The organism is Streptomyces rimosus (assembly GCF_008704655.1).
Lineage (GTDB): Bacteria > Actinomycetota > Actinomycetes > Streptomycetales > Streptomycetaceae > Streptomyces > Streptomyces rimosus.
This window is the reverse complement of sequence record NZ_CP023688.1, coordinates 4003677-4025830: the sequence shown is the minus strand read 5'-3', so window position 1 is coordinate 4025830 and position 22154 is coordinate 4003677. Positions and strand designations below refer to the sequence as shown.

Here is a 22154-nt window from a genome sequence, read left to right as displayed (position 1 = left end):
GTACGGAAACGCCCCGCCCCGTGCGCCTCAGAACTCCCAGTCCGGCTTCCCGTCCCCGTACAGCCAGTCGTCGAAGAGGTCCGTCAGGTCGACGTCCGTGCGGTCCGCGCAGAAGTCGATGAACTGCTGGGTGTCGGCGCTGCCGTGGCGGTGTTCCGCCGGCCAGTCCTTCAGGATCGAGAAGAAGACCTTGTCGCCGACGGCCTTGCGGAGCTGCTGGAGGACCATGCCGCCGCGGTAGTAGACGGAATCGCCGGTCACGTTCTTCGGGCCGCCGGGGTCGCCGGGCGGGAAGCCCCAGACTTCCTCGTCGTCCTCGTCCGTCGCGTACAGCGCGTCGAACTGCTGCTGCGCCGTGCGGCCGCCCTTGTCCTCCTCCCACAGCCACTCCGCGTACTGCGCGAACCCCTCGTTGAGCCAGATGTCCTGCCACGTCTTCGGCGTCACCGAATCGCCGAACCACTGGTGCGCGGTCTCGTGCACGAGCGTGCCCTCGTCCGGCGCCCCGGCGTAGACCGGCTTGGTCTGCGTCTCCAGGGCACCCCAGTCGATCCGCTCGGGCGTGTGGTCGACGATGGCTCCGGCGCTGGAGAACGGATACGGGCCGAACCGTTTCACCGACCAGTCCAGGATCGCGTCCAGCCGCTCCAGCGGCCCCGCGCTCTCCTTGGCCTCCGCCGGGTCCACCGCCGTGTACACGGGCAGCCCGCTCTTCGTCCGCGACTCCTTGACGGTGAACTTCCCGATGGTCGCGGTGGCCAGGTAGGAGGCCATCGGCTCGCCGTTGTGCCACTCGAAGGTCGTGCGCCCCTTCTCGCTCTTACGGCCGCGCAGTTCGCCGTTGGCGACGGCGGTGTACCCGTCCGGCACGGTGATCCGGAAGTCGTACGCCGCCTTGTCGCCCGGGTGGTTGTTGCCGGGGAACCACGTCATGGACCCGGCCGGCTGGCCCGCGACGAACGCCCCGTCCTCGGTGCGCACCCAGCCCTCGGTGGAGCCGTCCTCGTCCGTCATCTCCTCCGGCGTGCCGTCGTAGTCGACGGTCGTACGGAACGTGGCGCCCTTCTTCACCGTCCGCGGCGGCCGGACCGTCAGCTTGTGGCCCTTGCGCGAGAACTCCGCGTCCTTGCCGTCCACCCGTACGCCGTGCACCTTCATCCCCTGGAGGTCCAGCTTGAAGGAGGCGAGGTCGGCCTGTGCGGTGGCGCTGATCTCGGCGGTGGCGTCGAGGGTGCCGCCGCGTACGTCGTAGTCCAGGTCGAGCCCGTAGTGGCTGACCTCGTACCCGCCGTTGCCGAGGGCGGGGAAGAGCGGGTCCTGCACGCTGCCCGCGCCCTCCGTGCCGTCCAGCCGGGACGCGCTCGTACAGGAGGACAGCAGCAGGGCGACGGAGAGCGCGGCGGTCGCACCACAGGAGCGGAGAGGCCGGCGGATCACGGGGCTCCTCGGGTCGTCGGTCGAGTGGATCAAGCCTCCCGACCCTACGGCCCTTTGGCCCCGCAACGCCGCCCCCTTCCACTTAACGACGCTTATGCACAGTTATGTCCGGATGGTGGAGCCGGCACCGGTACCGACGCCGGTGCCGGGCCCGGCATCAGGAACGGGACCGGCGCCGGCGCCGGCGTCAACCGGTTCCGGCCCGTCCCCCGGCCGCCGCCGCTCCGCCCAGCTGCCGAGCGCCGCCGCGCAGGCGCGGTCCAGGTGACGCAGCCCGGAGAGGTCCAGTACGACGGTGCGCTCGCGCGGCAGCGCCTCCAGCTGGTCCAGCAGCCTCGGCAGCCGCAGGAACGTGGCGTTCCCCAGGGCGCGTACGAGAATGGGCCCCGCCCCGGGCCCGCGGTCCTCCAGCCCCGACACCTCCAGGTGCGCGTGCGAGGTCTCCCAGGCGGACTTCGCGACTGCCATCAGCAGCCCGATGACGACCCCCTCGAACAGGTTGGTCACCACGATCGCCACCGCCGTCCCCGCGAGCACCACCGCTTCGCCCCGGTGCTCCCGCCACAGCGGCAGGAGATCCCGTACGGGGACGAGCTTCCAGCCCGCGTGCACGAGCACCCCCGCCAGCGCCGCCAGCGGCACGACGCCCAGCGCGGCCGGGAACGCCGCCGCGAACAGCAGCAGCCACACGCCGTGCAGCACCCGCGACGCCTTTGTCCGCGCCCCCGCCCGTACGTTCGCGGAGCTGCGCACGATCACCGCGGTCATCGGCAGCGCGCCGAGCAGCCCGCACGCCGCGTTGCCCACCCCCTGCGCCATCAGCTCCTTGTCGTAGTCCGTACGGGGCCCGTCGTGCAGCCGGTCCACGGCCGCCGCGCTGAACAGCGACTCGGCGGACGCGATCAGCGCGAAGGCCAGCACGGTGCCGACCGCGCCGGCCTCCGCCAGCCGGGCGAAGTCCGCGCCGCCCGGCGGCTGTACGGCGGACAGCAGCCCCTCGACCTCCACCCGCGCCACCGGCAGCCGCAGCACGGCGACGGCGACGGTGGCCAGGACCACGGCCGCGAGCGGCGCGGGCAGGACCCGGGCCGCCCGCTGCCAGCGCGGCCACAGCGCCAATACGGCGATGGTGCCCACGCCGATCGCCGCCGCGGTCAGCGCCTGGTCCGACCAGATCGTGTCGGCCGCCAGCTCCGGCAGGCCGCCGAGGTTGCCGAGGCCGCCGCCGGGCGGTTTGGCGTCGGTGAGCGCGTACAGCTGACCGAGGATCAGGACCAGGCCGATGCCCGCGAGCATGCCCTGCACGACGGCCATGGAGATCGCGCGGAACCACCGCCCCAGCCGCAGCGCCCCCATGACGAGCTGCAACACCCCGGCCGCCAGCACCAGCACGCCCAGCGCGCTCAGCCCGAACTCCCGCACCGCCTCGTACACGAGGACGGTCAGCCCGGCCGCCGGACCGCTCACCTGAAGGCTGCTGCCCGGCAGGAATCCGGTGAGCAGCCCGCCGACGATGCCGGTGACGAGCCCGAGTTCGGCCGGGACGCCGGAGGCGACGGCCACGCCGACGCACAGGGGCACGGCGACCAGGAAGACGACGAGGGAAGCGGTGAAATCGGGGCGTATGGCCATGATTTTTCGCATGCGGCTGCCTCCAGCGCGTTGCGGTGGACCGCACGGCGCGAAGGTGCGCCGTGCGGGGGAGAGGGACGGATGTCCGGGTGGCTCCGTGCACTCGGTGCTGCGCGCGGGCGGGGGACGGCCCGTGGAGCGCCTGGCGTGCCGCCGGTGTCCGGCGGCGGGCGGGCGCCGCTCAGCAGCGGAAGACGCGGTGACTGACGGGCAGTTGTCCCGACCTCGTCAGGGGTATGGCGCGGGTGCCGCCGACCGGGCCGGCCGGTGACGGCCTCTCGGTGGGCGGGACCGTCGGGTCGCCCGTGCACCTGGTCGGGTCGCCGGTACGGGAGCCCGGTATGCCGGTCGCGGAGCGGGTGGCGCGGCCGGTCGGGCAGTGCTCGGCCGTCGGGTCCGCCGGGCCGTCCTCGTACGCGTACGGGGCGACGGCGGTCCGTACGCCGGTCCCGGGCGCGGCCGCGACCGTGCCGCGGCTCTCGGCCGCCCGCCCGTACGCCTTCTCGCCACCGACCGGGAACGCCAGCAGCGCTGCCACGAGGAACAGCAGCACGCGGCGCATGGCGTCAGCCCCCTCTTCCGGTGCGGATGGTTGGGCGGTCAACTTCATTCTGTCCAGCGGTACATGACTTTGCGCGAGTCGCCGTGTAACCGTCATGTAAACGCTGAGTCAGCGAAACGGAACAGTCAATTCCGATCGCTACGGCACCCGCCGGAGTGCGCCGCCGCGCGGACACCTTGACGTCCCGGGCCGTCCGCGCAATATTCAACACATGATGAATTACGGTCGCGCCCCGGCCGGTACGGGCACCGCCGCCCCGACCGCCCCCGCCGCCGTCCGGGCCCGCGCCCTCACCGTCGTACGCGGCCACCGCACCGTCCTGGACGACCTCACCTTCGATGTCCCGCACGGCCGGATCACCGGCCTCCTCGGCCCCTCCGGCTGCGGCAAATCCACCCTGATGCGCGCCGTCGTCGGCACCCAGGCCAAGGTCGGCGGCACCCTCGACGTACTCGGCCGCCCCGCGGGCCACGCCCGCCTGCGCCCCCGCATCGGCTACGTCACCCAGGCCCCGTCCGTCTACGACGACCTCACCGTCCGCCAGAACCTCGACTACTTCGCCGCCGTCCTGCACCCGGGACGGGCCGCCCGCGCCACCCGCCGGGAACAGGTACGCCGCGCCATCGAGGACGTCGCCCTCACCCGGCACACCGACGCCCTGGCCGGCCACCTCTCCGGCGGCCAGCGCAGCCGCGTCTCCCTCGCCGTCGCCCTCCTCGGCACACCGGAACTCCTCGTCCTCGACGAACCCACCGTCGGCCTCGACCCGGTGCTCCGCCGCGACCTGTGGCAGCTCTTCCACCGCCTCGCCACCGAACGCGGCGCCACGCTCCTGGTCTCCTCCCACGTCATGGACGAGGCCGAACGCTGCGACCGGCTCCTCCTCATGCGCGAGGGCCGCATCCTCGCCGAGGACACCCCCGAGGCGCTGCGATCCCGTACCGGTACGGACACGGTGGAGGAAGCCTTTCTGCACCTGGTGGACGCGGCAACGGTGGCGGAGCGCGAGGGCAGGCATGCCGGGGTGGGGGGTTCCGTTAGCGGCCGGGCCGAGGTGGCCGGTTCCGCCAGTGGCCGGGGCGAGGTGGTTGGTTCCGCTTCTGGTCGGGCCGAGGCGGTCGCTCCCGCTACCGGCCATCCCCAGGACCAGCCCCCACGCCCCTCTACCGGCCGGGCCGAGGCGGTCACTCCCGCCACTGGCTACTCCCAGGGCCAGCCTTCACGCCCCTCTACCGGTCGGCCCGAGGTGTCCGCACCTGCTACTGGCCACCCCCAGGACCAGCCCCCACGCCCCTCCGAGGAGCGCCCCGCATGACCACCGCAGCGCCGCCCTTCTCCGCGGCCCGAACCCTGGCCACCGCCGCCCGCGTGCTGCGCCAGCTGCGCCACGACCCGCGCACCATCGCCCTGATGCTGATCGTCCCCTGCGTGATGATCGCCCTGCTGCGCTACGTCTTCGACGCGCGCCCCCGGACGTTCGACAGCGTCGGCGCCTCGCTGCTCGGCGTCTTCCCGATGATCACGATGTTCCTGGTGACCTCCATCGCCACCCTCCGCGAACGCACCTCGGGCACCCTCGAACGCCTCCTCGCCATGCCCCTCGGCAAGGCCGACCTGCTCGGCGGCTACGCCCTGGCCTTCGGCGCCCTCGCCATCGTCCAGTCCGCGCTCGCCACCGCCCTGTCCGTATGGCTGCTGGACCTGGACATCAGCGGCTCCCTCTGGCTGCTCCTCCTGGTCGCCGTCCTCGACGCCCTCCTGGGCACCGCCCTCGGCCTTTTCGTCTCGGCCTTCGCCTCCTCCGAATTCCAGGCCGTCCAATTCATGCCCGCCATCCTGATGCCGCAGCTCCTCTTGTGCGGCCTGTTCACCCCACGCGACACGATGCAGCCGGTCCTCAGAGCGTTCTCAAATGTCCTGCCGATGTCCTACGCGGTAGACGGCATGACCGAACTCCTCACCCACCCCACCCTCACCACCGCTTTCCTCCACGACATCACCATCGTCACCGCCTGCACCCTCGGAATCCTGGCTCTGAGCACGACCACGCTGCGGCGGCGCACGGAGTGAGGGGCCCGACCCGTGCGGGGCACCTCCCGGCGTTGGCTGGGGAGGGCCGATAACCACGGTGGATTCCTGCCGCGATTCCGGGCCCGTACTGTTCAATTTCGGCCGCGATTCCGGGCTCGTCCCGGCTCAAATCAAGCCGCAGTTACAGGCCCCACCCCAACCACTTCAAGCCCGTCCGGCGATTGAGGACGAGCCCGCCGGGCGATCACGGCGTCCAAGCCCAACCTCACCCACCCACCTCACCGCACCCGACCCTGCCCACAACGTGAACGCCCCCACCCGCCGAACCCCCACGATGCGACGATGACCGGGCAGCAACAACGGCCGGCCGCCCGGGCGGCCACCAGACCCCCGAAGCCCCACCGGCGAGGTGAACCGCAACATGACCCAGAAGGTCGCCGTACTCGGCACCGGAAAAATCGGCGAAGCCCTCCTCAGCGGCATGATCCGAGGCGGCTGGGCCCCCACCGACCTCATGGTCACCGCCCGCCGCCCCGAACGCGCCGACCAGCTCCGTACCCGCTACGGCGTCACCCCGGTGACCAACGCCGAGGCCGCCAAGTCCGCCGACACCCTCATCCTGACGGTCAAGCCGCAGGACATGGGCGCGCTCCTCACCGAGCTGGCCCCGCACATCCCCGCCGACCGCCTCGTGATCAGCGGCGCCGCCGGCATCCCGACGGCCTTCTTCGAGGAGCGGCTGCCCGCGGCCACCCCGGTCGTACGTGTCATGACGAACACCCCCGCCCTCGTGGACGAGGCCATGTCCGTCATCTCCGCGGGCACCCACGCCACCGCCGCGCACCTCACCCGCGCCGAGGGCATCTTCGCCACCGTCGGCAAGACGCTGCGGGTCCCGGAGTCCCAGCAGGACGCCGCCACCGCCCTTTCCGGCTCCGGCCCGGCGTACTTCTACTTCCTGGTCGAGGCGATGACCGACGCCGGCATCCTGCTGGGCCTGCCGCGCGACAAGGCCCATGACCTGATCGTGCAGGCGGCGATCGGCGCCGCGACCATGCTCCGGGACAGCGGCGAGCACCCGGTGACCCTGCGCGAGAACGTCACCTCGCCCGCCGGCACCACCATCAACGCCATCCGCGAGCTGGAGAACCACGGTGTACGGGCCGCCCTGATCGCCGCCCTGGAAGCGGCCCGCGACCGCAGCCGCGAACTCGCCGGCGGCAACGGCTGACCAGTCCGCGCCCGGGAACCGGCCTTGCGCCCACTACGCACGTAGTACGCACAAGGCCGGTACAAGGCCGACCCGTACCCCACCGGGCCCCGGGCTCACCCCACCGGCAGCAACCCCACCCCCCGATACGCCGCATCCACCCGCGGCCGCGCCATCCCCCGCGCCCGCTCGGCCCCATCCCGCAGGACGGAGTCCACGTACCCCGGGTCCGCCACCAGCTCCGCGTGCCGCTCCCGCACCGGCCGCAGCAGCTCCACCACCGCCTCGGCCGTGTCCTTCTTGAGCGCGCCGTACGAGTCGTACTCACCCGCCAGCTTCTCGGGATCGCCCCCGCCGCACGCCGCCAGTACGTCCAGCAGGTTCGCCGCCCCGGGCCGCCCGGCCCGGTCGTACACGATGTCCGCCCCGGCATCCGTCACCGCGCCCATGACCTTCTCGCGCACGGCCTCCGCCTCGTCGAGCAGATAGACGACCCCCGCCCCGCGGGCATGTGACGTCCCCATCGCCGACACCGGATCTTGGAGATCCATCACCCGCACGGCCACGGCCGGACGTGTCACCTTCGGCACCACGAACGTGTGCCCGTACCGCCGGTTGAAGCGGATCGCCAGTTCCCGCGTCAGCTCCAGCTGCTGCGCCTGGTCCCCATCCACCGGTACCTCGTCGGTCCCGTACGCGAGGATGTCGGCCGCCATCAGCGCCGGATACGTCAGCAACGACAGCCGTACGCTGCCGCCCCGCGCCCGCTCGCTCGCGGCCTTCTCCCTGTACCGGGCCATGCGCCGCATCTCGTCGTCGTCGGCCGTGCACTCCATCAGATACGCCAGCCGAGTGTGCTCGGCGACGTGACTCTGTACGAACAAGGTGCACCGCCGTGGATCGAGCCCCACCGCCAACAACAGCGTGACGGCCTGCCGGCTGAGTCTGCGCACGCGCGCCGGATCGTGGTCCACGGTCAGCGCGTGCAGATCCACGACGCAGAACAGGGCCTCCGCACGGTGCTGGTCCTCGTCCGCCCAGCGGCGCAAGGCGCCCAGGTAGTTCCCCAAGGTCAGATGCCCGGTCGGTCGCACTCCGCAGAAGATCCGCGTCTTCTCCCGCCGCTCTCGCCGCGTCATTTTCCGTCTCCCGTCCTGCCGGTCCCGGGACCGCCGCGCCCACCACCGGCCGACTGCGAGGAGATACGCGAAACGGCCGCCGGGGGCGGCGGCCGTCGTCTGCATGCGCTGGGGGCGGCCGCCGTCAGGCGGGCCACCACTGCTGTGCGAGCGCACGCGTTGTCATACGGGCCACCGTACGCTTCCGACCGCCCTCGGACGCGGGTTTGAAGCCCCCCCAGGGCCTCGTGTAGTGTTCTCCGAGTTGCCACGGGGCCAACAGGCACCGTGACGACCCCTCACGCCGCACCGGCGGCACACTCACTACCAGCACGACTCCCGAACGGGACGGATTTCTGCATGCCGGAATTCCGGACCACCGACTCGATTATGAGTCGGGCGGGGAAAGCCGCTAAAGTAGTGAGCACGCCGGAAGGCGCGAACAAACCCCCTCCGAAGGGGAATCGGATTCAAATTCGAACCGACCAGCTTCCTTCACCGGAAGCCCGGAACGGAAAACGGATCTGATAGAGTCGGAAAGGCCGGAAAGCGAAAGCCGGACGGTCACCCCGCTCCAACGGGGAGCCGGAAACGGAAAGCGGAAACGCCGAACGGATCTGGTAAGGTTGGAACCGCGTAGAAGCCGAAAGGCCGAAACGCACCGGCGGAAATCAGGACCGCGAGGATCTGATAGAGTCGGAAACGCAAGACCGAAGGGAAGCGCCCGGAGGGCCCGGTGAAACGGGACCGAAGGAAGCGTCCGTTCCTTGAGAACTCAACAGCGTGCCAAAAGTCAACGCCAGATATGTTGATACCCCGTCCACCGGCATCACGCCGGAGGATGAGGTTCCTTTGAAAAGCCCACCGGCACCGTGATGGTGCGGGTGGCACACACAGCGAGGACGCTGTGAACGGTCGGGCTTATTCCGCCCGCCGTTCCGCTCTCGTGTGTGTTGACCCGATTACGGGTAAACATTCACGGAGAGTTTGATCCTGGCTCAGGACGAACGCTGGCGGCGTGCTTAACACATGCAAGTCGAACGATGAAGCCCTTCGGGGTGGATTAGTGGCGAACGGGTGAGTAACACGTGGGCAATCTGCCCTGCACTCTGGGACAAGCCCTGGAAACGGGGTCTAATACCGGATATGACACACGACCGCATGGTCTGTGTGTGGAAAGCTCCGGCGGTGCAGGATGAGCCCGCGGCCTATCAGCTTGTTGGTGGGGTAATGGCCTACCAAGGCGACGACGGGTAGCCGGCCTGAGAGGGCGACCGGCCACACTGGGACTGAGACACGGCCCAGACTCCTACGGGAGGCAGCAGTGGGGAATATTGCACAATGGGCGCAAGCCTGATGCAGCGACGCCGCGTGAGGGATGACGGCCTTCGGGTTGTAAACCTCTTTCAGCAGGGAAGAAGCGCAAGTGACGGTACCTGCAGAAGAAGCGCCGGCTAACTACGTGCCAGCAGCCGCGGTAATACGTAGGGCGCAAGCGTTGTCCGGAATTATTGGGCGTAAAGAGCTCGTAGGCGGCTTGTCGCGTCGGATGTGAAAGCCCGGGGCTTAACCCCGGGTCTGCATTCGATACGGGCAGGCTAGAGTTCGGTAGGGGAGATCGGAATTCCTGGTGTAGCGGTGAAATGCGCAGATATCAGGAGGAACACCGGTGGCGAAGGCGGATCTCTGGGCCGATACTGACGCTGAGGAGCGAAAGCGTGGGGAGCGAACAGGATTAGATACCCTGGTAGTCCACGCCGTAAACGTTGGGAACTAGGTGTGGGCGACATTCCACGTCGTCCGTGCCGCAGCTAACGCATTAAGTTCCCCGCCTGGGGAGTACGGCCGCAAGGCTAAAACTCAAAGGAATTGACGGGGGCCCGCACAAGCGGCGGAGCATGTGGCTTAATTCGACGCAACGCGAAGAACCTTACCAAGGCTTGACATACACCGGAAACCTCTGGAGACAGGGGCCCCCTTGTGGTCGGTGTACAGGTGGTGCATGGCTGTCGTCAGCTCGTGTCGTGAGATGTTGGGTTAAGTCCCGCAACGAGCGCAACCCTTGTTCTGTGTTGCCAGCATGCCTTTCGGGGTGATGGGGACTCACAGGAGACTGCCGGGGTCAACTCGGAGGAAGGTGGGGACGACGTCAAGTCATCATGCCCCTTATGTCTTGGGCTGCACACGTGCTACAATGGCCGGTACAATGAGCTGCGATACCGCGAGGTGGAGCGAATCTCAAAAAGCCGGTCTCAGTTCGGATTGGGGTCTGCAACTCGACCCCATGAAGTCGGAGTCGCTAGTAATCGCAGATCAGCATTGCTGCGGTGAATACGTTCCCGGGCCTTGTACACACCGCCCGTCACGTCACGAAAGTCGGTAACACCCGAAGCCGGTGGCCCAACCCCTTGTGGGAGGGAATCGTCGAAGGTGGGACTGGCGATTGGGACGAAGTCGTAACAAGGTAGCCGTACCGGAAGGTGCGGCTGGATCACCTCCTTTCTAAGGAGCACTTCTTACCAAGCCTGGCTTGGTCAGAGGCCAGAACATCAGCGAACGTCTGATGCTGGTTGCTCATGGGTGGAACGTTGACTACTCGGCACACTCGGTTGATTGATGACTAGTACTGCTTCGGCGTGGAACGTGATCGGTTGGCTGGATGTGTCGGGCACGCTGTTGGGTGTCTGAGGGCACGGGCTTGAGCCTGTTCCTTCAAACGCCGGCCCCAGTGAACTCGCCGAGTGTGGCGGGGTGGTGGGTGGCTGGTCGTTGCTTGAGAACTGCACAGTGGACGCGAGCATCTGTGGCCAAGTTTTTAAGGGCGCACGGTGGATGCCTTGGCACCAGGAACCGATGAAGGACGTGGGAGGCCGCGATAGGCCCCGGGGAGCTGTCAACCGAGCTTTGATCCGGGGGTGTCCGAATGGGGAAACCCGGCAGTCGTCATGGGCTGTCACCCGTACCTGAACTCATAGGGTATGTGGAGGGAACGCGGGGAAGTGAAACATCTCAGTACCCGCAGGAAGAGAAAACAACCGTGATTCCGGGAGTAGTGGTGAGCGAAACCGGATGAGGCCAAACCAGTCACGTGTGATACCCGGCAGGGGTTGCGTGGTTGGGGTTGTGGGAGTTCTCTTGATCGGTCTGCCGGCCGGTCGGTGAGTCAGAAACCGTTGATGTAGGCGAAGGACATGCGAAAGGTCCGGCGTAGAGGGTAAGACCCCCGTAGCTGAAACATTAGCGGCTCGCTTGAGAACCACCCAAGTAGCACGGGGCCCGTGAAATCCCGTGTGAATCTGGCGGGACCACCCGTTAAGCCTAAATATTCCCTGGTGACCGATAGCGGATAGTACCGTGAGGGAATGGTGAAAAGTACCGCGGGAGCGGAGTGAAATAGTACCTGAAACCGTGTGCCTACAAGCCGTGGGAGCGTCGCGCAGAGAACTTGTTCTTTGCGTCGTGACTGCGTGCCTTTTGAAGAATGAGCCTGCGAGTTTGCGGTATGTTGCGAGGTTAACCCGTGTGGGGAAGCCGTAGCGAAAGCGAGTCCGAAGAGGGCGACCCAGTAGCGTGCCCAAGACCCGAAGCGGAGTGATCTAGCCATGGGCAGGTTGAAGCGGAGGTAAGACTTCGTGGAGGACCGAACCCACCAGGGTTGAAAACCTGGGGGATGACCTGTGGTTAGGGGTGAAAGGCCAATCAAACTCCGTGATAGCTGGTTCTCCCCGAAATGCATTTAGGTGCAGCGTCGTGTGTTTCTTGCCGGAGGTAGAGCACTGGATAGGCGATGGGCCCTACCGGGTTACTGACCTTAGCCAAACTCCGAATGCCGGTAAGTGAGAGCGCGGCAGTGAGACTGTGGGGGATAAGCTCCATGGTCGAGAGGGAAACAGCCCAGAGCATCGACTAAGGCCCCTAAGCGTGTGCTAAGTGGGAAAGGATGTGGAGTCGCAGAGACAACCAGGAGGTTGGCTTAGAAGCAGCCATCCTTGAAAGAGTGCGTAATAGCTCACTGGTCAAGTGATTCCGCGCCGACAATGTAGCGGGGCTCAAGCACACCGCCGAAGTCATGTCAATCCAGCATGTGGACCAACGTCCGCTGGGTTGGGTAGGGGAGCGTCGTGTGCCGGGTGAAGCAGCGCCGGAAGGTAGTTGTGGACGGTTCACGAGTGAGAATGCAGGCATGAGTAGCGATACACACGTGGGAAACGTGTGCGCCGATTGACTAAGGGTTCCTGGGTCAAGCTGATCTGCCCAGGGTAAGTCGGGACCTAAGGCGAGGCCGACAGGCGTAGTCGATGGACAACCGGTTGATATTCCGGTACCCGCTTTGAAGCGCCAAACATCGAATCCTCTGATGCTAAGGCCGTGAAGCCGCCCTGAGCTCTTCGGAGCGTAGGGGAGTGGTGGAGCCGCTGATCCAAGGTGGTAGTAGGTGAGTGATGGGGTGACGCAGGAAGGTAGTCCAGCCCGGGCGGTGGTTGTCCCGGGGTAAGGGTGTAGCCCGTCATCCAGGCAAATCCGGATGGCACATAAGGGTGAGACCTGATGCCGAGCCGATTGTGGTGAAGTGGATGATCCTATGCTGTCGAGAAAAGCCTCTAGCGAGTTTCATGGCGGCCCGTACCCTAAACCGACTCAGGTGGTCAGGTAGAGAATACCGAGGCGTTCGGGTGAACTATGGTTAAGGAACTCGGCAAAATGCCCCCGTAACTTCGGGAGAAGGGGGGCCACGGCTGGTGATGGGACGTGCTCCCTGAGCTGGTGGTGGCCGCAGAGACCAGCGAGAAGCGACTGTTTACTAAAAACACAGGTCCGTGCGAAGCCGTAAGGCGATGTATACGGACTGACGCCTGCCCGGTGCTGGAACGTTAAGGGGACCGGTTAGCTCCATTTCGGTGGGGCGAAGCTGAGAACTTAAGCGCCAGTAAACGGCGGTGGTAACTATAACCATCCTAAGGTAGCGAAATTCCTTGTCGGGTAAGTTCCGACCTGCACGAATGGCGTAACGACTTCTCGACTGTCTCAACCATAGGCCCGGTGAAATTGCACTACGAGTAAAGATGCTCGTTTCGCGCAGCAGGACGGAAAGACCCCGGGACCTTTACTATAGCTTGATATTGGTGTTTGGTTCGGCTTGTGTAGGATAGGTGGGAGACTGTGAAGCCGTGACGCCAGTCATGGTGGAGTCGTTGTTGAAATACCACTCTGGTCGTGCTGGATGTCTAACCTGGGTCCGTGATCCGGATCAGGGACAGTGTCTGGTGGGTAGTTTAACTGGGGCGGTTGCCTCCTAAAGGGTAACGGAGGCGCCCAAAGGTTCCCTCAGCCTGGTTGGCAATCAGGTGTTGAGTGTAAGTGCACAAGGGAGCTTGACTGTGAGACTGACGGGTCGAGCAGGTACGAAAGTAGGGACTAGTGATCCGGCGGTGGCTTGTGGAAGCGCCGTCGCTCAACGGATAAAAGGTACCCCGGGGATAACAGGCTGATCTTCCCCAAGAGTCCATATCGACGGGATGGTTTGGCACCTCGATGTCGGCTCGTCGCATCCTGGGGCTGGAGTCGGTCCCAAGGGTTGGGCTGTTCGCCCATTAAAGCGGTACGCGAGCTGGGTTTAGAACGTCGTGAGACAGTTCGGTCCCTATCCGCTGTGCGCGTAGGAGTCTTGAGAAGGGCTGTCCCTAGTACGAGAGGACCGGGACGGACGAACCTCTGGTGTGCCAGTTGTTCTGCCAAGGGCATGGCTGGTTGGCTACGTTCGGAAAGGATAACCGCTGAAAGCATCTAAGCGGGAAGCCTGCTTCGAGATGAGGGCTCCCTCCCACTTGATGGGGTAAGGCTCCCAGTAGACGACTGGGTTGATAGGCCAGATATGGAAGACCGGTAACGGTTGGAGTTGACTGGTACTAATAGGCCGAGGGCTTGTCCTCAGTTGCTCGCGTCCACTGTGTTTGTTCTGAAGTAACGAACTCGCCTTGCTGGCTGGAGTTCATCTTCATAGTGTTTCGGTGGTCATAGCGTTAGGGAAACGCCCGGTTACATTTCGAACCCGGAAGCTAAGCCTTTCAGCGCCGATGGTACTGCAGGGGGGACCCTGTGGGAGAGTAGGACGCCGCCGAACAATTTTTGTGGGGGAGCCCCGCACCGTATGGTGCGGGGCTTTTCTGCGTTCGGGGTGGGAAAAGAGGGACGACGTGTGGTCAGGGGGGTGGGGTGCTGGGATGCTGGGGCGATGGGGTATCTGATCAGGCCGGTGAAGGCGGACGAGTGGAAGCGGCTCAGGGAACTCCGGCTGGCGGCCCTCGCCGATCCGGTCGCACGCATCGCCTTCAACGAGTCCTTCGAGAAGGTCGCGGCGTACCCGGACGAGGTATGGCAGCGACGGGCGGGCCGGAGCGACGAGGACCGGGACCCGCTGACGTTCATCGGTGAGGGCCCCGACGGCGGTTGGGGCGGCATGGTCGTCGTACTCGTGGAGAAGGAGGGCGCGGACGAGCGGGGCGGCGAGGAGCCGTGGGCCCACATCGTCGGCGTCTACGTACGGCCGGAACACCGCGGCACCGGGCTGGCGCGCGAGCTGTTCGCGGCGGCGGTGGAGTGGGCGTGGAGCCGCTCCGAGCCGGCGGTGGAACGCGTACGGCTCTGGGTGCACGAGGAGAACGAGCGCGCGCTGGCGCTCTACCGGTCGCTCGGCTTCGTGGAGACCGGCCGGACGATGGCCGACCCGAAGGACGGGACGGCCATCGAGCACGAGATGGCGCTGGAACGCGCCTAGCCGACCGGGGAGTTCGCGTAACGACCGATGACTGCGCCGGACCGTCCGCTCAAGTGCGCCGGTCAGCCCGGCAGGGCGTGGTGCGGCCAGCGGGCGCGGGCCTGTTCCTGGGAGCGCAGGGTGGCCAGCGTCAACAGCCCCTGCTCACGGCCGGTTTCGAGGAGGCCGGGCAGCGCCGGGAACGGCGCGAGCGCCGCGATGTCGTGCAGCACGAGGGTGAGTGGTGGGTCGAGCCGACCGGCGGATGACCGTTCGGCCATGCGGCGGCCGCGCTCGACCACGTGGGAGAGGAGCGCGATGAGCAGCGGCATCGCACCCGGAGCGGTCCGCGGATCCTCGATGGATTCCCCTGCCACGTAAAGCGTTCCCCCTTCGTCGATGAAAGATTCGAGAAGCAGGGCATCGGATCGCGCCGGATTGCAGGCGTCCCGGATGTGGATCGAGGAGAGGCACGCCAGGGTGCGGGAGACCAATTCCTGCGCCATCTCGCGGCGTTCCGCATGTGCGGTCAGTACGGACTCCAGCTCGCCCGCCTGGCCCGCCGACGCCTTCCGGTTCGTACGCAGAACACGTACCGGTTCGTGCGCGGCGCCGCTGGTGTGCGCCCAGCGGTGCAGCTGGCGGAAAGGCCGTCCGTCCACCGCGGCGGCGTGCAGCCAGCAGCGCAGCAAGGTCGTCGCGGAGTCGGCCACCGCCGAGTCGAGGACGCTGGAGGGCCGTACGGGGGTGAGCAGCGCGGCCGCGCGCTCGGCGGCGACGGCGATGTCCTCACAGCCGGACGTCGGGGACCAGCGCAGCCGGGCCGGGGTGTCCAGGAGGTGCTGGGGATCGTAGGTCAGCAGCGGGCCCAGCTTGGCGCGGGCGTCCTTGGTGTCGGCCCACAGCGCGGGGTCGGTGGTGGCCACGACGAGGGGCCCCTCGGCCGCGGCGATGGCCTCGGAGGCGAGCGCGATGGCTTGGCGGCGGTCGGTTCCGTAGTGCACGGGCGGGGCGATCGGGCCGGCCGGGGCCGGAACGGGAGCGGGTGTGAGGTCAGGTGCGAGAGCGGGAGCGCTGGGGGCGACCGAGGGCGTCTCGGGCCCGGCCGCCGGGGCGGGCATAGGCGCTTCCAAGGCGGGCGACGACACCGGGACAGGCGCAGCAGATGCCGGCGCCACCGCAGCCGCCTCAGGGACACCCGCGGGCGCCGCCCCACCCCGTACGACATCCTCGGTGCCCCCGGCACCCCCGTCCGACCCCCGGCCCTCGGCCCGCCGATTGGCCCGTACCACCCGGTAGCGGGCGATCGTCCCCAGCGCGAACACCGTCAGCACCACCAGCACCAGCAGTTCGCTGATGAGGATGCCCCAGAACAGTCCGTACCCGGAGAGCTGGGCGGCGGGGGTGCCGGGCCAGGCGGCCGGGAGATCGTGCGGGGCGGCTATCAGGCTGCGCAGGGCCAGCGGCGTACGGGTGAAGGTCACGCCGTCCGGCCAGGCGCCGTGGGTGAAGAGCCCGGCCAGGCCCGTCGCGGTCCACGCCAGGACGGTGAGGCCCAGGAGGAAGACCAGTACGCCTATCAGGAGGGAGTCGGGAACGCCCCGACCCCGGCCGCCACCCGGGCCGCCCGTACCGCCCGGCCCCTGCTCCTGCCGCAACCCCTGGCCCCGCCCGTTCCCGTATCCCCGCGTCACGCCACCGTCTCGCTCGACTCGTCCCGGAACTGCCGCTGCATCGCGATCGCGTCGGCGCGCTGGGCGGCCTCCGCGTCCGCCGCCCGCTCGATCGCGAGCGCTTCCTCGGTCATCGACGCCGAGGTCTCGGTCATCGCCCGGTCGGTGTAGACCAGCGGCCGTTCCGCCTCGGTGATCAGGTGTTTGACGACCTGGACGTTGCCGTTGACGTCCCACACCGCGATGCCGGGGGTGAGCGTCGGAATGATCTCGACCGCCCAGCGGGGCAGGCCCAGGACGCCGCCGGTGGCCCGCGCCTCGTCCGTCTTCTGGGCGTAGATCGTACGGGTGGAGGCCATTTTCAGGATCGCCGCGGCCTCCTTGGCGGCGGCGCCGTCCACCACGTCGCTGAGGTGGTGGACGACGGCGACGAAGGACAGGCCGAGGCGCCGGCCGAACTTCAGCAGCCGCTGGAAGAGCTGGGCGACGAACGGCGAGTTGATGATGTGCCAGGCTTCCTCGACGAGGAAGATCCGTTTCTTCCGGTCGGGCCGGATCCACGTGTGCTCCAGCCACACGCCGACGATGGCCATCAGGATCGGCATCGCGATCGAGTTGCGGTCGATGTGCGACAGGTCGAAGACGATCAGCGGCGCGTCCAGGTCGATGCCGGCCGTGGTCGGGCCGTCGAACATGCCGCGCAGATCGCCGTCGACCAGCCGGTCGAGCACCAGCGCCACGTCCAGACCCCAGGCCCGTACGTCGTCTATGTCGACGTTCATGGCCTCCGCCGACTCCTCCTCGGGATGGCGCAGCTGCTCGACGATGTCCGTCAGCACCGGCTGGCGGTTGGTGATCGTCTCGTTGACGTACGCGTGCGCCACCTTCAGCGCGAAGCCGGAGCGCTCGTCCAGGCCGCGGCCCATGGCGACCTCGATGATCGTACGGAGCAGGGCCAGCTGGCCGGTCGTGGTGATCGACGGGTCGAGGGGGTTCAGGCGGATGCCGCCGTTGAGGGCCGCGGTCGGGTCCAGGCGGATGGGGGTGATGCCCAGCTGCTGGGCGATCAGGTTCCACTCGCCGACCCCGTCCTCGCCCTGCGCGTCCAGGACGACGACCTGCCGGTCGCGGAAGCGCAACTGGCGCAGGACGTACGTCTTCTCCAGCGCCGACTTGCCGTTGCCGGACTCGCCGAGGACGAGCCAGTGCGGGGCCGGCAGCTGCTGGCCGTACAGCTGGAAGGGATCGTAGATGTAGCCCTTGCCGCTGTAGACCTCGCGGCCGATGATCACGCCGGAGTCGCCCAGGCCGGGCGCCGCGGTCGGCAGGTAGACCGCCTGGGCCTGGCCGGTGGAGGTCCGTACCGGCAGTCGCGTCGTCTCCACCTTCCCGAACAGGAAGCTGGTGAACGCCTCGGTGAGTGCCGCGAGCGGATCGAGCATGGCCATGACGTACGCGCCTCCCAGCGGCTTAGCGGCGGATACCGGTCGCGAACGGCAGCGTGTTGACAAAGGCGCGGTGGTGTTCCCGGTCGCACCACTCCAGTTTGAGGTAACTCTTGCCCGCCGAGGCGCGGATGGTGCGCTTGTCGCGGGCCAGCGCCTCCGGGGAGCGGGAGGAGACGGTGATGTAGCCGACCAGGTTGACGCCCGCGGCGCCCGAGGCCAGGTCCTCGCCGCGCTGGTCGACGCGGCCGTGGTGGGCCACGTCGCGCGGGTCGACCACCCGGTTCATCTTGGCGGCCCGGCTGGCCTCCGCGTCGTCGTTGGTCTTCTCCGTCAGCATCCGCTCGATCGCGATCTCGGTGGGCTCCAGGTCCATGCAGACCGCCACCGTACGGATGACATCGGGAGTGTGCACAAGCAACGGTGCCAGGAAGTTGACGCCGACCGGGGTCAGCGGCCACTCCTTGATCCAGGCGGTGGCGTGGCACCACGGTGCGCGGGTGGCCGACTCGCGGGTCTTGGCCTGGAGGTACGTCGGTTCCATCGCGTCCAGCTCGGCCGGCCAGGCGTTGCGCTTGGTCATGGCCTGGATGTGGTCGATGGGGTGGTCCGGGTCGTACATGGAGTGCACCAGGGAGGACAGCCTGCTCTGCCCGAGGGGCTGCCGTACGCGGATGTCGGCCTCGGCCAGCCGCGCGCAGATGTCGGTCAGCTCGCGCGCCATGACGACGGCGAGGCCCGCGTCCCGGTCCAGCTTCTTGCGGACCAGCCCGCCGTTGTGCAGCTGCGCGGCGCGCGCCATGGTCTGAGCCTCGGAGGCCAGTTCGCGCGTGTAGTGCATGCAGGCGACCAGGTAGGCGCGGTGCTGCTCGGAGGAGGTGGAGACCATGGACTGGAGCTGGTCGTAAGAGTCCTGGAGCCAGTCAGGGGAGTCCGGGTTTCCGCGCTGGGCGACGTCCTTGGCGTGCGCGTCGGGGTCGGCGGGGAGCGTACGGGCCAGCATCTGCAGGCGGGTGACGAAGCCGTCCCCGTTGGCGACGTGCTTGAGCAGCGTGCCGAACCGCTCGACCAGCGCTTCCTGGTCCTCGCTGTCGCGCAGGCCGACGCCGGGGCCCTCGATCTCGATGGCGGCGGTGACCGTACGACGGTCGGCGTGCAGCAGTACGGCGATCTCGTCCGGGCCGAACGGGGCGCTCAGCCAGTTGATGCGGCCGATGCCCGGCGGCGGGCCGATCTCCACCTCCCGGCCGTCCAGGCGGATGCCCGCCTCGGCGGCGCCGGAGCGGTACGTGGCGCCCCGGCGGACCGTGCGCCGGTAGCTGCGGTTGATTTCGAACCACTTGTAGAACGTACGGCCGCGGTACGGGAAGTAGACCGCGGCGATCGCCAGCAGCGGGAAACCGGTCAGGCTGGCGATCCGCAGGGACAGCACCGGCACCAGCAGGCCGCACAGCATGCCGAGGAACGCGCCCGCGATGATCAGCGCGATCTCGCCGGTCTCGCGGTTCTTGCCGACGATCGCGTTCGGACGGGCGCGGCCGATCAGATATGTGCGGCGGGGCGTGAGCGGGTGCGACTGGGTCGTCAACGCCCGTCACCTCCTGAGGTCTTGCCGGTGCGGGAGTTGCCGGGCGAGCCGGAGCTCGAACCGGGGGAGGGATGCGTACGGGACGCGGGGGCGGAGGGGGCCGGGACGCGGCCGCCGCCCCCGGAGGAGCCGCTGTTACGGCTGCTGTGGGCGGCCACACCGCCGGACACCGCGTCCGCGGGCCGGGCCTGGCCGCCACTCTGCTCCGGGCCGCCGCCACCGCCGGACCTGCGGGAACTGTGTGTCTTGATGCCCTGGGACACCAGCGCGGCGGGCGAGGAGATCACCGCGGCGGCCTGTGACCCCTCGGTGGCCTGCTTCTTGTTCGTACGGGCCGAGACCATCTCGTCGCCGAAGCCGGGGACGAAGCGGTAGATCACGGCGCTGGCGAAGATGGCCAGCAGGATGATCGCCAGGCCGGAGACCACGGCGGAGAAGGAGTTCGGGCCGTCGCCGGAGGAGAGCGCGCCGGCGATGCCCAGCACGATCACGATGACCGGTTTCACCATGATCACGGCGATCATGATGCCCGCCCAGCGGCGCACATGGCCCCACATGTTCTTGTCGACCAGGCCCGCGTAGACGACCGTGCCGAGCAGCGCGCCCACGTACAGCAGGGCGGCGCGGATCACCAGCTCCAGCCACAGCACACCGGCCGCGAGCACGGAGACCAGCGAGACCACGATCAGCATGATCGGGCCGCCGCCGATGTCGGTGTCCTTCTTCAGGGCCGCGGCGAACGCGCCGAAGAACGTGTCGGTCTGCGCGCCGGTGCCCTTGGCGATGATCTCGGTGATGCCGTCGGTGGCCGACACGACCGTATAGAGGATCAACGGCGTGAACGCCGACGCCAGCACGGTCAGCCACAGAAACCCGATCGCCTCGCTGATCGCCTCGGTCAGCCGCACGCCGCGCACGGCCCGCTTGGCGACGGCGAGCAGCCACAGCACGAGCGTCAGCACGGTCGAGGCGGCGAAGACGACGGCGTACTGCTTCAGGAACGCGGCGTTGGTGAAGTCGACCTGCGAGGTCGCTTTCACGGCGTCGGACAACTTGTCGACAATCCACGCGGCGGCGTTCGCACAGCCCTTGGCGAGGGAGCTGAGGGGGTCGAGGGGGTTGTTGTCGGTGAGGCCGCCGGGGGATTTGGGGGCGGTGGCGCCGGACTTGTCGCCGTTCTGGCAGTACTCCTTGGCCATGCCGCGGATGAGGTCACAGGGATCGTCGCTCGGGGAAGGGCTCGCCGAGGGACTCGCAGGCGCGCTGCCCGTGGGGGTGGGAGTGGGAGTGGGCGCCGCGAAGGCGTGGGACGCCGCGACGAGGACGGCAGTCTGCACACCCGTCACCAGTGCGGTGAGGGAGAGGGCACGACGGCGATGGTTAGCGGGCATACGTGAACCCTCCGAAGCCTTGCACAGCCTTGGACATCTCCTCGGCCGACGACGCGGCCTGGTCCCGGCCGACCGGAGCCGGTCCGTCCTTCTGCGTGAAGCCGGTGATCTTCCAGTCGCCGTCGATCCACTGCAGGTCGAAGGTGTTCGTGTACCAGCCCTCCGCGACCGGGTTCTTGGAGGCTGCTCCGGCGATGCCGAAGAGGGCCGAGTACCAGACCGAGACCTTGGCCGTGGCACCCGAGAACTTCTCGACCTTGGTGCCGACCGGGTTGGCGCGGGAGACGAACATCGAGCCCTCCGGCGCCCGGCCATCGGGCTTCAGCCCGATCCGGCCGAGGAACCCCGGATCGCCGTACGCCTTGTCGAGATCGCTCTCACGGGCCGCCACCACGGATGGCGCGTACACCGTCGTGACTATCTCGTGGCGCCGGTCCTTCGTGTACATGCCGTCACTGTTGAGCGCCACCGCATAATTCGCCGCCGCCGACTGCGCCCCCTGCTCCGTCTTCGCGAAGCCCGTCGCGATGCCGCCGTTCTTGCCTTCGACCGGCTTGGTGCCGGTGGGGGCGGTCGACTGGGCCTCGGCGTCCTTCGCGGTGCCGTCGGAGGACCCCTTCCCGTCGCCGCCCCGGTTCGCGAACGCGATGGCCGCGATCAGGAGGACGACCACGCCGACGACCGTGATCAGGTTCCGGCTGGAGAAGCCGGTACGGGGGCGGCGCCCGGAGCCGTACGTGTCGCCGCCGCCGTCCGGGAGTCTGGTACGGGTCTGGCCGCCCGTGTCCGGGCCGCCGGGCTCGCCGCCGTACCCACCGCCATCGCTGAGACTCATCGCGCCTGTGCCCCCTCAACCGACATAGCCGTCACTGCCGTCGTTTCGCCACCCGTGTATGACCGTAGCCGCGCGGGCGGCGGCTCGGGCGTAGTGGTACGAGTACATCTCACCGTGACGGAACCTCAGATGCTGGGCGGTAGAGGCGTATGGGGGACCTTGCGGCTTTTGCGACCGCCTCGTGTACCGCGCCCGCCGCACCGTCCCCGCCAAGCCCTTGTGTCCCCGTCCGGAACGCGGCCCAATCGGCCCGTTGCCCGCCGCGATGGCGCAAAGCGGAACCGGGCGGGGCGGTGCGGGCGGGCATCGGCATGTGCTCTCGGCGGTGAGTGGGGCCGGTGGGATCGGAGGTGAGGGAGAGCCGGGCTCACGGGGTGCGGAGGGGCGTACGGAGAGGTGCGGGACGGCGCGGTGCGGGACCGGGAGCGTTGGCGGGGGCGCGGGGCGGCCGGTGCGCGGTGTGCGGGGGCGGTGGGGT

At 68.1% G+C, this 22154-nt stretch carries 12 protein-coding genes, 3 rRNA genes and 1 pseudogene; 7 read left to right on the top strand and 9 right to left on the bottom strand.

The annotated features are described in order from the left end of the window. Positions 1-27: 27 nt before the first annotated feature. From CP984_RS16870 to CP984_RS16860, 3 genes are all read right to left on the bottom strand, one after another. Entirely contained in the window at positions 28-1437 is a 1410-nt protein-coding gene (locus CP984_RS16870) for a M1 family metallopeptidase (protein ID WP_003986490.1), read from the bottom strand. A 102-nt stretch (positions 1438-1539) separates the two neighbouring features. Further along, on the bottom strand, positions 1540-3081 hold the full coding sequence (locus tag CP984_RS16865) for a SulP family inorganic anion transporter (protein ID WP_078575498.1): 1542 nt from the start codon (positions 3079-3081) through the stop codon (positions 1540-1542). A 169-nt stretch (positions 3082-3250) separates the two neighbouring features. Then, on the bottom strand, positions 3251-3631 hold the full coding sequence (locus CP984_RS16860) for a hypothetical protein (protein WP_003986487.1): 381 nt from the start codon (positions 3629-3631) through the stop codon (positions 3251-3253). A gap of 211 nt (positions 3632-3842) precedes the next feature. Between CP984_RS16860 and CP984_RS16855 the strand changes: the two are divergent. From CP984_RS16855 to proC, 3 genes and pseudogenes are all read left to right on the top strand, one after another. Then, positions 3843-4637 (top strand): annotated as a pseudogene (locus tag CP984_RS16855) (ABC transporter ATP-binding protein); the annotation flags it as partial. Between the two features lie 305 nt (positions 4638-4942). After that, on the top strand, positions 4943-5701 hold the full coding sequence (locus CP984_RS16850) for an ABC transporter permease (RefSeq protein ID WP_003986484.1): 759 nt from the start codon (positions 4943-4945) through the stop codon (positions 5699-5701). Positions 5702-6083: 382 nt separating this feature from the next. Next, the gene (proC, locus tag CP984_RS16845; protein WP_003986483.1) at positions 6084-6893 is read left to right on the top strand and encodes a pyrroline-5-carboxylate reductase; all 810 of its coding nucleotides are present in this window, start codon (positions 6084-6086) and stop codon (positions 6891-6893) included. A gap of 95 nt (positions 6894-6988) precedes the next feature. Here proC and trpS read toward each other — a convergent pair whose 3' ends face one another. Then, positions 6989-8011 carry a tryptophan--tRNA ligase gene (trpS, locus tag CP984_RS16840; protein ID WP_003986482.1) on the bottom strand — a complete coding sequence of 341 codons (1023 nt, stop codon included), beginning with the start codon at positions 8009-8011 and terminating at the stop codon, positions 6989-6991. 954 nt (positions 8012-8965) lie between these two features. Between trpS and CP984_RS16830 the strand changes: the two genes are divergently transcribed. From CP984_RS16830 to CP984_RS16815, 4 genes are all read left to right on the top strand, one after another. Beyond that, positions 8966-10492: ribosomal RNA gene (locus CP984_RS16830) — 16S ribosomal RNA — on the top strand. Positions 10493-10795: 303 nt separating this feature from the next. Then, positions 10796-13920: ribosomal RNA gene (locus tag CP984_RS16825) — 23S ribosomal RNA — on the top strand. Between the two features lie 74 nt (positions 13921-13994). After that, positions 13995-14111: ribosomal RNA gene (rrf, locus tag CP984_RS16820) — 5S ribosomal RNA — on the top strand. Together the 16S, 23S and 5S rRNA genes form the textbook arrangement of a ribosomal RNA operon. 111 nt (positions 14112-14222) lie before the next feature. Next, entirely contained in the window at positions 14223-14765 is a 543-nt protein-coding gene (locus CP984_RS16815; protein WP_003985762.1) for a GNAT family N-acetyltransferase, read from the top strand. 62 nt (positions 14766-14827) lie between these two features. Here the strand turns inward: CP984_RS16815 and CP984_RS16810 are convergent, their stop codons facing one another. The 5 genes from CP984_RS16810 to CP984_RS16790 are packed head-to-tail and all read right to left on the bottom strand — an operon-like array spanning position 14828 to position 21676. After that, a complete protein-coding gene (locus CP984_RS16810; RefSeq protein ID WP_003985763.1) occupies positions 14828-16402 on the bottom strand; it encodes a type IV secretory system conjugative DNA transfer family protein in 1575 nt (524 codons plus the stop codon). 32 nt (positions 16403-16434) lie between these two features. Next, a complete protein-coding gene (locus tag CP984_RS16805; protein ID WP_030180105.1) occupies positions 16435-17859 on the bottom strand; it encodes an ATP-binding protein in 1425 nt (474 codons plus the stop codon). A 28-nt stretch (positions 17860-17887) separates the two neighbouring features. Beyond that, positions 17888-19450, bottom strand: a complete 1563-nt coding sequence (locus CP984_RS16800; RefSeq protein WP_003985765.1) for an SCO6880 family protein — start codon at positions 19448-19450, stop codon at positions 17888-17890. Continuing rightward, positions 19447-20841 carry a hypothetical protein gene (locus CP984_RS16795; RefSeq protein ID WP_030180102.1) on the bottom strand — a complete coding sequence of 465 codons (1395 nt, stop codon included), beginning with the start codon at positions 20839-20841 and terminating at the stop codon, positions 19447-19449. The genes CP984_RS16800 and CP984_RS16795 overlap by 4 nt, the downstream gene beginning before the upstream one ends. After that, the gene (locus tag CP984_RS16790) at positions 20831-21676 is read right to left on the bottom strand and encodes a hypothetical protein (RefSeq protein ID WP_003985767.1); all 846 of its coding nucleotides are present in this window, start codon (positions 21674-21676) and stop codon (positions 20831-20833) included. The genes CP984_RS16795 and CP984_RS16790 overlap by 11 nt, the downstream gene beginning before the upstream one ends. Positions 21677-22154: the final 478 nt, after the last annotated feature.

Bases quoted from the DNA above. Each gene is read 5' to 3' on its own strand.
- CP984_RS16865 (WP_078575498.1), bottom strand. From the start codon at position 3,081: ATGCGAAAAATCATGGCCATACGCCCCGATTTCACCGCTTCCCTCGTC.
- CP984_RS16860 (WP_003986487.1), bottom strand. From the start codon at position 3,631: ATGCGCCGCGTGCTGCTGTTCCTCGTGGCAGCGCTGCTGGCGTTCCCG.
- CP984_RS16850 (WP_003986484.1), top strand. From the start codon at position 4,943: ATGACCACCGCAGCGCCGCCCTTCTCCGCGGCCCGAACCCTGGCCACC.
- proC (WP_003986483.1), top strand. From the start codon at position 6,084: ATGACCCAGAAGGTCGCCGTACTCGGCACCGGAAAAATCGGCGAAGCC.
- trpS (WP_003986482.1), bottom strand. From the start codon at position 8,011: ATGACGCGGCGAGAGCGGCGGGAGAAGACGCGGATCTTCTGCGGAGTG.
- CP984_RS16815 (WP_003985762.1), top strand. From the start codon at position 14,223: ATGGGGTATCTGATCAGGCCGGTGAAGGCGGACGAGTGGAAGCGGCTC.
- CP984_RS16805 (WP_030180105.1), bottom strand. From the start codon at position 17,859: ATGCTCGATCCGCTCGCGGCACTCACCGAGGCGTTCACCAGCTTCCTG.
- CP984_RS16795 (WP_030180102.1), bottom strand. From the start codon at position 20,841: ATGCCCGCTAACCATCGCCGTCGTGCCCTCTCCCTCACCGCACTGGTG.
- CP984_RS16790 (WP_003985767.1), bottom strand. From the start codon at position 21,676: ATGAGTCTCAGCGATGGCGGTGGGTACGGCGGCGAGCCCGGCGGCCCG.